The sequence below is a fragment of the uncultured Bacteroides sp. genome (assembly GCF_910578895.1).
Classification (GTDB): Bacteria; Bacteroidota; Bacteroidia; order Bacteroidales; family Bacteroidaceae; genus Bacteroides.
The window spans coordinates 1-16437 of record NZ_CAJTSC010000062.1; the positions used below are offsets into that span (position 1 = coordinate 1).

A 16437-nucleotide genomic window follows, 5' to 3' on the forward strand; every position below is an offset into this window, starting at 1 on the left:
ATTGTACAAATGTCATGACTGCGGCCGCCAGTTTGTTGGAGGCAAACGCCTTGATACGCAAGATATAATCAAAGACTATGTTGAAGGAAAGCAGACGTTGGCACAACTTGCAGAAAAGTACGGTGTGAACAAGAGCACTATATGGCGCCGGATTGGTTGCATGCGCCATATCCGCGTCATCTCAAGGTACAAGGAGGTGGTGATCAATATGGATACGACTTATTGGGGGCGCGGCTTTGGTCTGATGGTGATCAAGGATGCGTTCCGCAACAAGATTCTGTGGTACAAATTTGTCAGGAATGAGACTGCGGCCGGCTACCTCGAGGGTGTCGGATGGCTCCGGGACAACGGCTTCACGATCCATGGCATAGTCTGCGATGGCCTTGGCGGGCTGTTTTCCGCTTTGGAAAAGTACCGTGTGCAGATGTGCCAGTTCCATCAGGCGATGATTGTGCGCCGTTACCTTACATCAAAGCCTGAACTGCCTGCGGCCATTGAACTTATGGACATCACCAACATGCTTGCACACACCGACAAAGAAAGCTTCATAGGAATGCTCGACGACTGGAGTGAAAGATGGATGCCGTTTATGGGGGAACGCAGCATGGACCTACGCACCGGAAAGACTTCTTACACGCACAAGCGCCTCCGGAGTGCATACCTGAGCCTAAGGCGCAACATGCCGTGGCTGTGGACCCATTACGATTATCCCGAATTACATATACCCAACACGAACAACGCCTTGGAAGGCGTATTCACAGACATAAAGACAAAGTTAAGGGTGCATAGCGGTATCTCAAAACAACGCAGGATTGCTATGATACAGGAACTTATCGCACGAAGATACTAATTTCTTCAACTATCAGTAGCCTGCTTTTTGCATATTAGGACTTTTTCCAGTGTTTTCAGCCTACTTTTTGCATATTAAGCCAAAATTTACCCATAGTGCAACGGATTAAGAAGCGGAAAAAAGAACGGTTCCGCTTTCCCGTTGCATTACATATTCTCAAATAGGAGGATACAGTGAAACCATTAAGCTATCACACGGGGGGGGGCGGAACCGTATATGAATAAGCTACTGGCAAAATCAATCACCAGTAGCTTTATGGTCGGAATATTACTATTCCTCCTATTCAATAAAATATGTAACGCACTGCAAATTATGGAAAAAATATACGAAACAGCGAAAATAATTCATGCAATGTTTGTATAATAACCAAAGGATTATTACATTTGCAATGTCAAATAACAAAAGTAATCAACATGAGTAACGAACAAATTAAAAAGGATTTACTTATACAGAGAGCATTCCTCAAAAAAGAACTGGACCAACTAAGATTTATCGCCGAAGTTACCGGAACAAACCAAGAAAAAGAGATTGACAAAAGGTTAGACCGGTTACTAACAATCGACAAAATCTTAAAAGAGTTAGAAAAAAAGAAGTAAAACAAAGCCCCTCTCTCCGGAGAGGGCACTAAAAATAAATATATGGCACTGAAAGATGAATTACTAGCATTAAAGCCACTACTTGGTACAGACTCTCCAGAGTTCTATACCAAAATGACAGAAATAGCAGCCAAGTACAATTCGGAAGAAGACAAGAAAGCTATTGCCAACTTTGTATCAGAGCGCTTACAGAACATTGATAAGAAACTGGATATTGTAGAAGAGAACGCAATCAAACTACAGCTGCAAGAAGTGGCCGAAATAGTATCTCTAAGCTATCTTGCGAAAAAATACTTTAATAAAAGTAAGTCATGGCTATATCAGAGATTAAATGGTAATCTGGTAAACGGGAAACCGGCACGCTTCACACAAGAAGAATTACAGACATTCAACGATGCCCTGCAGGACATTTCTAAAAAAATAGGCTCACTTAGTATCTCATATTGATACTCTGTTATTTGACACCATCCCCGTAGTTGAGCCGCTACGGGGATTTTTATATCAATTACCCATCATCAATTCCCAATTATCCATAATAGTCATATCCCAGCGCGGTACATCAAATTCATTATTGACCGATACCCCATATACAGAAAGACTCTTGCCGGCATTGTCAAACTCAATCAAAGCCGTTTCCTCTCCTTTCCGGATACGAAGATTCATAAAGTCTGTCATTTGTTCCCAATCGGTAGGACTGATGAATAATGATTCTATGAGACGCCCTTTCACGGGTGCGCCAATGGCGGTATCCTTAATGCGTTCCAAATATAATAAAGCCTCTTTGTAAGTCATGGGGCAAAGATACAAAAATACAGGAAAAGGAGCAGCTTATTCAGCCGCCCCTTCTACAAATTCTTTCAACCGATACAATCAGATAATAGCCGGATTATAAAACTCATCCCAATAGTATTGTTTAATATCGTTGATATTTGACCAAACATACAGATATGTATCGTAGATGTGCTCAGACTTAGATAGTATTATTTCTTTTCGATAACTGTATCGTTTTCATTCAGTACATGATTGCCTGTACATAGACTTCGCTAAACTGGTATTCTTTTTCTTCTACCATAACAATTTAATCCATTCAGAAACAAAGACAAGAATCATCACTGAAACAATCTATATCAGTAAAAATATCCACATCTTCAGCATGATGCGCCACGTAAGCCGCCGGACCTGTATCGCCTGATTTCAGAATGTCATAGACAACATTCGCCTTGTTTTTACCGGTAATCAGAAATACAATCTTCTTGGCGTTGAAAAGCAGGCATCCTGTCATGGCAATACGCGGCTGCCCGTTATAGGGATTCAGACTCTCCTCATACGGATGCAAGGAAGCGAGCAGATGCTCCTGACCGGGGAAAATGGAAGAAGTATGCCCGTCGTCACCCGCCCCCAACAGCACGATATCAAATACCGGGAAGCCACGGTGCAAAGGAAGGGTGCTGAAAACCAATTCCGAATAGCGTTTCGCCTCTTGCGCCGGATAACGGCAGGCGCCCTGAATAGGGAATACAAACTCATTAGGGATGCCTACCTCCCGCAACAGTAACCGCGACATAGTACCGTAATTACTGTCCGAATCGTTAATGGGCACACAACGTTCGTCCACCCAGAAAATCCGCATCCGCATCCAGGGAGTCTCCTCCCTGAACTCATGCGCCCAAATATCGAACATAAGAGAAGGTGTTGTCCCCCCACTGAAAGCTAAATAAAAGATTCGTTCCGGTTCCCGGTCCATCTGTTCGATTATGTACCGGATAAGGGCACGTGAAGTAGAAGTAGCAGTAGGATATATGTAACTTTTCATAATTCGCAATATTCATCAGTATTCGTCAGATTCTTACACGGGTTAGTCCATTCGGCTCCATGTTCGTGCATCATTGCTTCGCTTTCCAAAGGTCCCCAAGTTCCCACCGGATAACCGTAAAGTGGTGCATCGGGATGTTCCTGCCAGAAATTCAATACGGTATCGAAAAAACGCCATGACGCATCCACGGCATCGCTACGTGTAAAGAGAGTCTGGTCTCCCTGTATGCAGTCCTCTATCAGACGGGCATAAGCATCTCCGGTAGGCAGACCGCCTAAATCGGAATAGCTGAAGTCCATCATCACCTGTTTCACATCAAAACCCGATCCCGGCACCTTCATCCCGAATTTCAATACAATCCCCTCATTAGGCTGCAAACGCAGAATCAGTTTGTTGGCACGTGGACAGCGCCCACCCTCGCACCGGAACATCTGGTGAGGAGTCTCACGAAAATGCACTACGATTTCGGTTACTTTGGTCGGCATCTGTTTCCCTGTACGGATATAGAAAGGAACACCACTCCAACGCCAGTTGTCAATACCTATTTTCATAGCAATGTACGTTTCGGTGCGCGAGTCGGGAGCTACGTTTTTCTCTTCGCGATATCCGGGTTTAACGGCAGATGCGGTATATTGTCCGCGAACAATATGCTCGTTCAGATCTTCCTCGATCAGGGGAGAAAGAGACTCATACACTTTTACCACCTCGTTGCGAAAGTTGTCGGCATTGAAAACAGCCGGCGGTTCCATCGCGGTGAGCGCCACCAACTGAATAAGATGATTCTGTACCATATCACGCAATGCGCCAATTCCTTCGTAGAAACCGCCCCGCTGCCCGATTCCTAAATTCTCCACTGCGGTAATTTCCACATAGTCGATATAATTACGGTTCCAAAGCGGTTCGAAGATACCGTTGGCAAAGCGGAAAGCAAGAATATTCTGCGCAGTTTCCTTCCCCAAGAAATGGTCTATGCGGTAAATCTGATGCTCCTTGAACACTGAAGCATATATACGGTTCAGTTCACGGGCGGACTCCAGGTTGTAACCGAAAGGCTTCTCCACAATAATACGCGTATGAGGACGGTTCAGGCGGGCTGTTTTCAGATGAAGGGGAATCACCCCGTACAAGGAAGGCGGAGTGGCGAGATAGTACAGCATGCCGTCCGGTTGCTCTTCGCCCGTCAGTTCCCGAAGACGGATATCCAACTTACCATAATCGGCAGCTTCGGCAGGATTAAGCGCGAGATAGTGCAGATGGCTGCAAAAGTCATCCATATATTCGTGTTCAGGTTCTTCCGGAGCAACAAAACGTTCCAACTCCGTTCGGATATAAACGCGGTAGGTATCGTCCTCGTATCCGGTACGTCCGATACCTAAAACAACAAAATCTTCCGGCAGACGGTTATCCTTATATAAGGCATATAACGCCGGCATCAACTTGCGCTTCGTCAGGTCGCCCGAAGCGCCAAAAATTATCATTACAAATCTACTCATTGTTTATATTTGTTTGAGGGCATCTCAATAATCATTATAAAAGAAGGACCTACACGTTGTAGGTTCCCGATTTCGTGTCTCCGCCATGTCCTGTCCAATTTTCGTGGAAGAATTGTCCGCGTAGCCCATCTACCCGCTCAAAGGTGTGCGCTCCGAAGTAGTCACGCTGTGCCTGAATCATGTTTGCCGGCAATTTGGCTGAAACAAGCGAATAAAAATAATTCAATGCCGATGAGAAAGCGGGCACCGGAAGCTCCTCTTTGGCAGCCTGCGCCACCAGATGTTTCCAACTGGGGAGCAACTGTTTCATCTCATTGCTGAAATATGGAGTAAGAAGAAGATGCTGCGGCTTTTCTTTCTGCTCGAAGGCAACGGCTATATCATTCAGGAAAATGCTGCGGATGATGCAACCGCCACGCCACATACGGGCTATGGAAGCCAGGTCAAGATTCCACCCGAAACTATCCGAAGCGCGTTGCAGCACGGCAAACCCTTGCGCATAAGACACCAGTTTGGACGCATACAAAGCCGAATAAATGTCTTTCACCATTTCGAGTTTGTTGTATACCACATCCGTACGTTGACAGACAAAATGCCTGGCAGCCGATTCTCTCATACCTTTCTGCGCCGACAAGCTACGCTCAAAAACCGCCGTAGCAATCAGCCCCAACGGCATGCCAAGTTCCATTGCATTGACCACCGACCATTTGCCTGTCCCTTTTTGCCCGGCAGTGTCCAAAATTTTATCTATCAGGTAACCGCCCGACTTATCCTTATGTTGCAATATGCGCGCGGTAATCTCAATGAGATAACTGCGCAACTTCCCTTCGTTCCAGTGGGAAAAAACAGAAGCCATTTCTTCATTAGTCAACTTCAGCAGATTTTTCATCACCCAGTATGCTTCCGATATAAGTTGCATATCGCCATATTCAATGCCGTTATGAATCATCTTGACAAAATGTCCCGAACCTGCCGGACCTACCCAACGGCAACACGGCGTGCCGTCGGACGCTTTGGCGGCAATACTTTCCAAGACCGGCTTTACTTCTTCCCAAGCGCTCACGGAACCTCCCGGCATAATGGAAGCACCATTCAATGCTCCCTCTTCGCCACCGGAAATGCCTGCACCCACAAAACGGAATCCTTTCCCTTCGGCAAGTGCCACACGGCGGTTAGTATCTTCATAATTGGAATTACCGCCGTCTATCAATATATCTCCCGGTGACAATAGCGGGAAGAGTTGTTCCATCAGTTCATCTACGGCGCTACCGGCACGAACCATCATCATTATTTTGCGCGGAGGGGCCACTGATCCAACAAAAGAAGCCATATCAGTATAGCCCTCAATCCTTTTTCCATGCGCGCGCCCGGTTACAAAACGTTCCACCACGCCTTCTTCAATCCCCGGAACTGTACGGTTATACACTGAAACCTTCCAACCTTTGTCCGCCATGTTCAAGGCAAGATTTTCACCCATCACGGCAAGCCCTATCAATCCGATGTCTGTTTTATTTAAAATCTCCATATACTTGTAAAATTTATCTTTATAGATACGAACAAAAAACCACCGCCATTTGTTCGTATCTGTTTTGAAATAAAGCAGACGGAAACAACTAATTTATGTCATAAGTATCTGTCAGTCGGAACGTAACGCGAAAGTTCTTCTTTCGCAAAAAGAAAAATCAGGACCTATCAAGTCTTAGGAAACAAAAGGGAAGTTATAGAGATACGAAAGATTTCAAACAGGAAAAAAAGCGGTATGCCTTGTAGTAGACAAAACATCTTCAAAAAGAACATCTTAAATTGGACGAAATTTAAAACAGGTCCTTAACCCTAAAATCATTTACTGCATAGTTTTGTTGTCTCACAATTAATTACGATTTTTGCACACAGCTTTTGCATATCGAAATATGAAATAAATAAAAAAATATAACATCAGAACCAATGAAAAAAGCTCTAATCTCCGGAATCACCGGACAGGACGGTTCGTTCCTTGCAGAATTCTTATTGCAGAAAGGATATGAAGTGCACGGCATCATGCGCCGTTCATCTTCGTTCAATACCGGACGCATCGAGCATTTGTACTTTGACGAATGGGTGCGTGACATGAAGCAGAAACGGACAATCAACCTGCACTATGGAGACATGACGGACAGCAGTTCACTTATACGCATTATCCAGCAGGTGCAGCCGGACGAAATATACAACCTTGCCGCACAAAGCCATGTAAAAGTATCTTTTGATGTGCCTGAATATACCGCCGAGACAGATGCCATAGGCACACTGCGCATGCTTGAGGCGGTACGCATTCTCGGCTTGGAAAAGAAAACAAGAATCTATCAGGCTTCTACATCCGAATTGTTCGGCAAGGTGCAGGAAGTGCCCCAAAAAGAGACGACCCCGTTCTACCCGCGCAGCCCGTACGGAGTAGCCAAGCAATACGGTTTCTGGATTACGAAGAACTACCGTGAAAGCTATGGGATGTTTGCCGTAAACGGCATTCTCTTCAACCACGAAAGCGAACGGCGTGGCGAAACGTTCGTCACCCGCAAGATTACGCTGGCTGCCGCACGCATAGCGCAAGGCTTTCAGGACAAACTCTACCTGGGTAACCTCGATGCACGCCGCGACTGGGGATATGCCCGCGATTATGTAGAGTGCATGTGGCTCATCCTGCAACACGATACGCCCGAAGACTTCGTGATAGCCACCGGAGAGATGCACACCGTGCGCGAGTTTGCCACACTGGCTTTTGAGGAAGCAGGCATACAACTGCGCTGGGAAGGCACAGGCGTAGACGAAAAAGGCATAGACTGCAAAACCGGAAAAGTATTGGTAGAAGTGGATCCCAAATACTTCCGTCCCTGCGAAGTGGAGCAACTGCTGGGAGACCCCGCCAAAGCCAAGACCTTGTTGGGGTGGAATCCGCAACAGACAAGCTTTGAAAAACTGGTGCGCATCATGACAGAACATGACATGAGGTTCGTGAAGAAACTGCATTCGAGAGACAAAGAGAGTGAAAACAGATAATTAACTTTCAGATAACTAAAGAACAAAAGGAGATATACGAGAAAATAAAAGTGTACAAACCGGATATGTTCTTTTGTTCTGCCGTATGAATCCAACCCTTTTGCAACAATGTTAAACAAGGATGCAAAAATATACATCGCAGGACATCGCGGGCTGGTAGGCTCCGCCATTTGGAAAAACCTGCAAGAAAAAGGTTATACCAACCTTGTGGGAAGAACCCATCAAGAACTTGATCTATTGGACGGCGTTTCCGTCCGCCGTTTTTTCGATGAGGAACAACCGGAATATGTATTCCTTGCCGCTGCTTTCGTAGGCGGCATCATGGCAAACAGCATCTACCGTGCCGACTTCATCTACAAAAATCTCCAGATACAGCAAAACGTCATTGGCGAGAGTTTCCGCCACAATGTAAAGAAACTGCTTTTCTTGGGCAGCACTTGTATCTATCCGCGCGATGCCGCGCAACCGATGAAAGAGGACGTGCTTCTCACCTCGCCGTTGGAATATACCAACGAACCTTATGCCATAGCCAAAATTGCCGGACTGAAAATGTGCGAGAGTTTCAACCTGCAATACGGCACAAACTACATTGCCGTCATGCCTACCAACCTTTACGGTCCCAACGATAACTTCGATTTGGAACGCAGCCACGTACTGCCTGCCATGATTCGCAAAGTACACCTGGCGCACTGCCTGCAACAAGGCGATTGGGATGCCGTACGTCGTGACATGGCCTTGCGTCCCGTAGAAGGCATTGATGGCAGCAACAGTAACGGTGAAATACTGAACATACTTGCCAAATACGGCATCAGCGGAGAAGAAGTCAGACTTTGGGGTACGGGAACACCTCTGCGCGAATTTCTTTGGAGCGAGGAAATGGCGGATGCAAGCGTATTCGTCATGCAGCACGTCAACTTCAAGGATACCTGCCAACCTGGTGAAAAGGATATCCGCAACTGCCACATCAACATCGGCACAGGCAAGGAAATCACTATTCGCCGGCTTGCTGAACTGATTGTCAGCACAGTGGGTTATCGCGGAACACTGACCTTCGACAGCACCAAACCCGACGGCACCTTGCGCAAACTCACCGACCCAAGCAAACTTCACGCATTGGGATGGCACCACAAAATAGACATCGAAGAGGGTGTAGAACGGATGTACCGCTGGTATTTGAGCGACGGTAAATAACGATAAAGGAGGAATTTGCATAAAATGCTTTTTCCTCCCAAAAGTTTGCATTCTCTGTATAAACCTTTATATTTGTACAACTTTCAACTAAATGTGCAATATATAATGGAACAAAGTTTTATCTCTTATATAGAGAATAGTATAAAAGAAAACTGGGACTTGGATGCCCTTACCGACTATAAGGGAGCGACCCTGCAATACAAAGACGTAGCCCGCAAGATAGAGAAACTGCATATCATTTTCGAAGCGAGCGGCATCAAGAAAGGCGACAAAATCGCCGTCTGCGGACGCAACAGTTCGCATTGGGGAGTAACGTTTCTCGCCACGCTGACGTATGGCGCGGTCATCGTACCTATTCTTCACGAATTCAAGGCAGACAACGTACACAACATAGTCAATCACTCCGAAGCCAAACTTCTCTTCGTAGGCGACCAAGTATGGGAAAACCTCAATGAAAGCGCCATGCCGTTGCTGGAAGGCATTTTCATGATGACGGACTTCACCTTGTTGGTGTCGCGCAATGAACGGGTTACTTATGCCCGCGACCACCTCAACGAAATGTTCGGCAAGAAATTTCCCAAGAATTTTCGTAAGGAACACGTCGATTATCACAAAGACCAACCCGAAGAGTTGGCGGTCATTAACTATACATCCGGCACAACCAGCTATTCGAAAGGCGTAATGCTGCCCTACCGCTGCCTGTGGTCCAATACCCGTTTCGCCTTTGAAGTGTTACCGTTGAAAGCCGGTGACAAATTAGTGTGTATGTTGCCGATGGCACACATGTACGGGCTTGCCTTCGAGTTCCTCTACGAGTTCTCCGTAGGTTGCCATATCTACTACCTCACCCGCATGCCCAGCCCGAAGATTATCTTCCAGGCTTTTGCCGACATAAAGCCGAACCTCATCGTTGCCGTGCCTCTTATCATCGAAAAGATTATCAAAAAGAGCGTGTTGCCCAAGCTGGAAACGCCCACCATGAAACTGTTACTGAAAGTGCCTATCATCAACGACAAGATAAAGGCGACCGTACGCGAACAGATGATACAGGCATTCGGAGGCAATTTTGTAGAGGTCATCGTAGGAGGAGCGGCTTTCAATCAGGAGGTGGAGCAGTTCCTGCGCATGGTAGATTTCCCTTACACCGTAGGTTACGGCATGACGGAGTGCGGACCTATCATCTGCTACGAAGACTGGGCACGCTTCAAGCCCGGCTCTTGCGGTAAAGCCGCCCCGCGCATGGAAGTAAAAATACTCTCTCCCGATCCGGAGAACATTCCCGGTGAGATTATATGCCGTGGTCCCAACGTTATGCTGGGTTATTACAAGAATGAAGAGGCCACCGCACAGGTAATGGATAAAGAGGGCTGGTTGCACACCGGCGACCTTGCCTTGATGGATGCCGAAGGCAATGTCACCATCAAAGGACGCAGCAAGAACATGCTCCTCGGTCCCAGCGGACAGAATATCTATCCCGAAGAGATAGAGGATAAACTGAATAACCTGCCCTATGTGGCGGAAAGCATCATCGTACAACAAAACGAAAAACTCGTGGGGTTGGTGTATCCCGACTTTGACGAAGCCTTTGCCCACGGTCTCAATAACGATGACATAGAGCGCGTGATGGAAGAAAACCGTGCGGCACTGAATGCCCAACTGCCTGCCTACAGCCAAGTCTCTAAAATGAAGATATATCCCGAAGAGTTTGAAAAGACACCCAAAAAATCCATAAAACGCTTTTTATATCAGGAAGCAAAAGGTTGAGAACGGGCGATCAGTGGTAAATGATTAGTGATTTATGAGAGGGATATGCTTATTTATCTGCTTGTCCTTGCTGTTGGCAGGAACGGTCCATGCCCAAACAGGCAAGCAACAAGGGACGCGTCAGCCGGAAATTCAACGCACGGGAATCAATCTTTCGCTTTGGAAGAACCTTGCCACACAACGCACGGACACGGTAGGTAACACCGCCTTCAACCTCGGCGTTTTCTCAGCCATGAACCGCCTGAACGGTTTAGGAGTGAACATGCTGGCATCGGTAACAGGCAGAGACATGAACGGAATGCAGCTCTCCGGCATATCCAACATGGTGGGTGGAAGCATGCGGGGTGTACAGGTGGCAGGCATCACCAATGTCAATGGCGACCACCTCAGCGGTTTGTCCGTTTCCGGTCTCGTAGGCATTGCCGGTGATTGTGTGCAGGGAGTGGTCTTCTCCGGTCTTGCCAACATCACGGGCAACAACAGCAACGGCGTCGTCGCAGGCGGATTGTTGAATATCACAGGCGAAAAGAGCAACGGCGTACAGTTTTCAGGACTTGCCAATATCTCGAGCGGTGACTTTACAGGTGTCACTATATCCGGTGTATTGAATGTGGTAAGCGACAATATGAAAGGACTCCAGCTTTCCGGTTTAGGAAACATCGCCGGAGGCACATATGTCGGCGTGCAGCTTGCTCCCCTGAATGTGGCTATCCGCGCCAAAGGCCTTCAGATAGGTTTGGTAAACTATTACAGAGATAAGTTAGACGGTTTTCAGTTAGGGCTGGTCAATGCCAATCCGGATACCCGGGTACAACTGATGCTCTTTGGCGGCAATAGTACAAAACTGAACCTTGCAGCACGCTTCAAAAACAACCTGTTTTACACCATTCTTGGCGGCGGCACACATTTTCTTGATTTCAGCGATAAGTTCTCCGGTGCGCTTTTCTACCGTGCCGGACTGGAATTGCCCCTCTGCAAGCAGTTGTTCATCAGCGGAGATTTAGGTTACCGGCACGTAGAGACTTTCAAGAACAAGAACTATGGTTTCCCTGCCCGCCTCTACTCTCTCCAATCCCGCATCAACCTTGAATATCGACCGGCGAAAAACTTAGGAGTATTCGTTACGGGGGGCTACGGTTGGGACAAATACTACAACCGAAGCGCAAACTTCGACAAAGGAGCAATCGTGGAAGGCGGTGTTATATTGTTCTAATCTTTATTTCCCGGCAAGAAATTGTATCAAAACTAAAAACCGGCCATTAGCTTACTTGGTCATTCAAAACGGAGCGAAGCCAATCTGCTCTCTTCATGGATTAGAGAGTAGATTGGCTTCGTTATTGGATTTTCGACATCCGCTTTATTCAGAAAATCTCTTTTTCTTTGATTAATCCCGTCCTGTAGGCTACCAGCAACTTCTTCAAGTCTTGGATTTGCGTCACAAGCAGTCTGCCCTTGTCCGTATCCTTCACCATCATGCGTTGCGAATTGAATTCGATGACAAACGTCGTCGACTTGATATCCTGTCCCTCTTCAATCGCCTTCTGGCTACTTTGAAAAGGTTCGTGCTGCACCAGCTGCATTCCATGCGAATGATACACCAACGTATATCCCGCAATACCCGTTTCCGGCTGGTAAGCCTTGGAGAAGCCGCCGTCAATCACCAACAGTTTGCCGTCCGCCTTTATAGGACGTTCGCCTTTGATTGTCTTTACCGGCACGTGTCCGTTGATGATATGCGAATGAGGTCCCGGCTCCACCCCAAACTCCGCCAAGATATTCTCGCAGATATCGGCACGGTTGCGAAGCGTATAGTAATAACCCTTATTCTCTTTATGCAGTGCCTTGTCGGCTATGAAGTAACGCTCAAAAGTCGCCATCTTGTCTTTATCAAAAGAGGGAGCATCCGGTCCGCACCACATGTACCACATATAGTCCAACGCGAAGTTCTTTTCTTTGGAGCCGTCCTCGTCAAAGTAAGCGGTACGGATAAGCTGGTCGGTCTTCTGCAACAACTTATGTCCCCAATACTCTTTCTTGCCGATACGCACATGTTTGAAACTGCCGTCTTCATTCAAAGGAACGGACGCATGATACAACAGGTTGCTGTTGCACACCAGATACATGCCGCCATACGTAAACAAACAACGCATGTGTTTCTTCAGTTTCTCACTGTTCATGAAGGAGGCATGGATTTTATCTACGAGTTCCCTCTCTTCATCCGTCAGCCGATACGGGTCGGCAGGGTCGATGGTTGGGAAATTGGCATCACGCAGTTCATATTCCTTACCTTCATACACAAACACTCCTCGTGCAAAGTCTATCTGATGCAGTAACTTCCGGTTTGCCATACCAAATTCCGGACGGCGGTCTATGATTTCCGCCTCTAACTTGAGTTGGATAATCGTAATAGCCTTGTGCATCTGCGTAATCAGGCGCAATGTCTTCTCATTGTAATTAGCATCGGCAAAGTTCATCTTCGGAGCAAAGATAGCGCAGGAATCATCCGCATACGTATCCATCGCAAAGGTAGCCAATGGCAACAGGTTGATGCCGTAGCCGTCTTCCAGCGTTGCCAGATTGGCGTAGCGCATCGACATACGGATGACATTGGCTATACACGCATCGTTACCCGATGCGGCACCCATCCAAAGTATGTCGTGGTTACCCCACTGGATGTCGAAGTTGTGATAGTCGCAAAGCGTGTCCATAATGATGTGCGCACCCGGACCGCGGTCGTAGATATCTCCTACAATGTGCAGGGAGTCGATCGTAAGCCGTTGGATAAGGTTGCACATGGCGATGATAAAGTCGTCCGCACGCTTGGTCGAGATAATCGTACTGATAATAACGTTGATATATGCGTGCTTGTTGGGTTCTACGCTGGACTCGTGCAGCAACTCCTGGATAATGTATGAAAACTCTGCCGGCAACGCCTTGCGCACCTTCGAACGGGTGTATTTGGAAGATACATTCTGGCAGACTTTCACCAACTGGTTCAGCGTAATGAGATACCAGTCATCCAAGTCCGTCTCCTGTTCCTTTATCAGTTGCAACTTCTCTTCCGGATAATAAATCAGCGTACAAATCTCCTTCTTCTCGCTTTCGCGCAGCGTATGTCCGAAGATTTCATTCACTTTCCGTTTCACCGCTCCCGAAGCATTCTTCAGCACGTGCTGGAAAGCCTCGTATTCGCCGTGAATATCCGTAAGGAAATGCTCCGTGCCCTTAGGCAAATTCAGGATAGCTTCCAGATTTATGATTTCCGTACTGGCATCGGCTATGGTAGGAAAACTGCGCGACAACAATTGCAGATAGCGCAAGTCACTGATTATACTTTCCGGAGTAATAGTTCCCATGTTATAATTTTAATTTTAGATTTTATATTCAATTCTCAGTTCAACAAAAACATCAACAGCACTTGCGCTATGATTACCCGCACGAACATGCACATCGGGTATACCGTTGCATAGGCAACCGACGGATTATCGCCCGGAATGGTGTCGTTGGCATAGTTCAACGCCATCGGATTCGCCATACTTCCGCACAACATGCCTGCTACGGAACCGAAGTCCACTTTCATCCATTTAAAGGCAATCACACCCACTATCAGCACCGGGACAACGGTCAGCACAAATCCCGTGACAATCCACAACACGCCTTCCGGACGGAACACCGTATCGAAAAAGTGCGCGCCGGCATCCAATCCCAAACATGCCAGGTAGAGCGACAGTCCCAACGCGCGAAGCATCAGGTTGGCACTGCGCGTGGTATAGGTTATCATGTGCATCCTCGGTCCGAAAGTACCGATCAGGATACCTACGATAATCGGTCCGCCTGCCAGTCCCAACTTCACCGGCGCACTGATACCCGGCAGGGAAATAGGCACCGCGCCCAAAGCCAGTCCCAAGATTATTCCGATAAACACCGCTACCAAGTTCGGCTCTTTCAAGCTCTTGATGGCGTTACCCAGCACTTTCTCCACGTTATGAATAGCCGCAGCCTCGCCCACTACCGTCAGACGGTCACCCAACTGCAAAGTCAGCTCTGCCGTGGCAAGCAACTGCACCCCACTGCGATACACACGGCTGATGTTGATGCCGTAATGATTGCGCAAGTGGAGCGAACCCAACTTCTTGCCGTTCAATTCGGGGCGTGTCACCACGATACGCTGCGAAATGAGCTGGCTGTCTATAGCGTTCCAGTCGATATCTTCTTTATTCCAATCAGTATGTTCCTGCTCACCGAACAGTACGGTCAGTGCCGGAGCATATTTTTCCGAAGTCACCACCAGCAAGCGGTCTCCTTCCTTGATTATCTTCTCGGAAGTAGGAATGCTTACGTTACCGTTGCGCCACAAACGAGAAATGACAAACTTCGGATAGTTCAGCCCGCCTATCTCTTTGATACTTTTATCGAAGATGGCAGGGTTGTGTACTTGAAACGCCGCAATATAGGTTTTGTTCGCATCGTCTTTCTCTTTCAGTTCCAAATCTTCCTTTCGCACCAGCGCTTTCCGTATTACCAACACGGCAAGGATAACGCCCACCACGCCCAACGGATATGCCACCGCACATCCAAGTGCGGGTGTACTTGCCACCAACCCCAATTGTTTCAGTGTCTGCTGCGCCGCACCCAATGCCGGCGTATTGGTGGTAGCGCCGCAGAAAATGCCTATCATGTCCGGCAGCGAGATATTCAGGGCATAACTGCCCAACACCGCCATCAAAGTACCGACAAGCACCACAGCCAACGCCAGCATATTCAGTTGCACACCTCCTTTGCGGAAAGAGCTGAAAAAGCCCGGCCCCACCTGCAAACCCAGCGCGTATACAAATATCACCAATCCGAAACTTTCCGCATAATTCAACATCTGCGGGTCGATAGACAGTCCGAAATGCCCGGCAAGAATACCGGCAAAGAAAACAAACGTCACGCCGAGGGAAATACCGCATACATGTATCTTCCCCAGTCCTAACCCGATAGCGGAAATCAACGAGAGCACCACCACAGCCTGTAAGGCGGAGTGTTCGACAAACAAACTATATAGCCATTCCAAAGTGTTACGGTTTTATCTATGATTTAGGGGTGCAAAGATAGGAAGTTCCGCGAAGCCTAAAAAAAGAAATGCAGGAAATTCGTGTAAAGCCACCCATTTCCTGCATTTACATTGATCCGTTTTTACATCAATCCCCTTTCATCTTATACAAGAAGTATGTTTTCGACCATAAAAAAACGGTGCCATTTCCGACAACCGTTTTCCATAAAAATATACATAAAAAAATACACCCTCAGGGAGTATAACTGATATTTAAACTAATAATATTAAATACTTAACAATACTAAATATCAGCATATTATATATCATATTACATATTCACGAAACCTTAATAAATAGTATCAAAAAGAGGGATAAAAGGAGAAATAGACTTTTACATTGGTTACTACGGCAACGAGACTAAATGGGACAAAGCAAACCAATTACCGCTAAGGAATACGACCCATACGGTAGGGAAGCATAAAGCGTTTGGAATCCCTCATACAGTCGTAATGAAATGGACAGGGCATCGTGATTATGCCTCAATGAAACCACACATTGAGATTTCGGACAAGACGAAGGCTGCATATATGGGAAAATGGAATTTCTAATAGATTGATAGTCTGTTATCTTATATAAATATTAGGCAGGAATATAATCTGATG

The 16437-nt window shown here is 46.9% G+C and carries 13 protein-coding genes; 7 read left to right on the plus strand and 6 right to left on the minus strand.

Going from position 1 to position 16437, the window contains the following annotated elements; translation table 11 throughout:
* The 3 genes from QZ327_RS12450 to QZ327_RS12460 all read left to right on the plus strand — a co-directional run.
* Positions 1-850: helix-turn-helix domain-containing protein (locus tag QZ327_RS12450; RefSeq protein ID WP_294619759.1), on the plus strand; the 850-nt coding region annotated here is incomplete at its 5' end.
* A gap of 413 nt (positions 851-1263) precedes the next feature.
* Positions 1264-1446, plus strand: a complete 183-nt coding sequence (locus QZ327_RS12455; protein WP_117589094.1) for a hypothetical protein — start codon at positions 1264-1266, stop codon at positions 1444-1446.
* Positions 1447-1488: 42 nt separating this feature from the next.
* Positions 1489-1893 carry a DUF5053 domain-containing protein gene (locus QZ327_RS12460; RefSeq protein WP_294619766.1) on the plus strand — a complete coding sequence of 135 codons (405 nt, stop codon included), beginning with the start codon at positions 1489-1491 and terminating at the stop codon, positions 1891-1893.
* A gap of 54 nt (positions 1894-1947) precedes the next feature.
* Here the strand turns inward: QZ327_RS12460 and QZ327_RS12465 are convergent, their stop codons facing one another.
* From QZ327_RS12465 to gnd, 4 genes are all read right to left on the minus strand, one after another.
* Positions 1948-2238, minus strand: coding sequence for a hypothetical protein (locus tag QZ327_RS12465; protein ID WP_294619768.1), 291 nt, complete (start codon positions 2236-2238; stop codon positions 1948-1950).
* 295 nt (positions 2239-2533) lie between these two features.
* On the minus strand, positions 2534-3259 hold the full coding sequence (gene pgl, locus QZ327_RS12470) for a 6-phosphogluconolactonase (RefSeq protein ID WP_294619769.1): 726 nt from the start codon (positions 3257-3259) through the stop codon (positions 2534-2536).
* Complete coding sequence (gene zwf, locus QZ327_RS12475; RefSeq protein WP_294619772.1) at positions 3256-4752, minus strand: glucose-6-phosphate dehydrogenase; 1497 nt, start codon at positions 4750-4752, stop codon at positions 3256-3258. Before zwf ends, pgl begins: the two co-directional genes overlap by 4 nt.
* A gap of 49 nt (positions 4753-4801) precedes the next feature.
* The gene (gene gnd, locus QZ327_RS12480) at positions 4802-6277 is read right to left on the minus strand and encodes a decarboxylating NADP(+)-dependent phosphogluconate dehydrogenase (RefSeq protein ID WP_294619774.1); all 1476 of its coding nucleotides are present in this window, start codon (positions 6275-6277) and stop codon (positions 4802-4804) included.
* 419 nt (positions 6278-6696) lie between these two features.
* Between gnd and gmd the strand changes: the two genes are divergently transcribed.
* The 4 genes from gmd to QZ327_RS12500 all read left to right on the plus strand — a co-directional run bounded on the left by gmd (position 6697) and on the right by QZ327_RS12500 (position 11950).
* Positions 6697-7782: a GDP-mannose 4,6-dehydratase gene (gene gmd / locus QZ327_RS12485; RefSeq protein WP_294619776.1), complete on the plus strand. Its 1086-nt coding sequence runs from the start codon at positions 6697-6699 to the stop codon at positions 7780-7782.
* Positions 7783-7890: 108 nt separating this feature from the next.
* Positions 7891-8973, plus strand: coding sequence for a GDP-L-fucose synthase (locus QZ327_RS12490; protein ID WP_294619778.1), 1083 nt, complete (start codon positions 7891-7893; stop codon positions 8971-8973).
* Between the two features lie 105 nt (positions 8974-9078).
* Positions 9079-10737 carry a long-chain fatty acid--CoA ligase gene (locus QZ327_RS12495; protein WP_294619780.1) on the plus strand — a complete coding sequence of 553 codons (1659 nt, stop codon included), beginning with the start codon at positions 9079-9081 and terminating at the stop codon, positions 10735-10737.
* 34 nt (positions 10738-10771) lie between these two features.
* Positions 10772-11950, plus strand: a complete 1179-nt coding sequence (locus tag QZ327_RS12500; protein WP_294619782.1) for a hypothetical protein — start codon at positions 10772-10774, stop codon at positions 11948-11950.
* 148 nt (positions 11951-12098) lie between these two features.
* Here the strand turns inward: QZ327_RS12500 and QZ327_RS12505 are convergent, their stop codons facing one another.
* Positions 12099-14093 carry a fructose-1,6-bisphosphatase gene (locus tag QZ327_RS12505; RefSeq protein WP_294619783.1) on the minus strand — a complete coding sequence of 665 codons (1995 nt, stop codon included), beginning with the start codon at positions 14091-14093 and terminating at the stop codon, positions 12099-12101.
* Positions 14094-14128: 35 nt separating this feature from the next.
* Positions 14129-15793, minus strand: coding sequence for a putative transporter (locus QZ327_RS12510; protein ID WP_294619785.1), 1665 nt, complete (start codon positions 15791-15793; stop codon positions 14129-14131).
* Positions 15794-16437 lie beyond the last annotated feature (644 nt).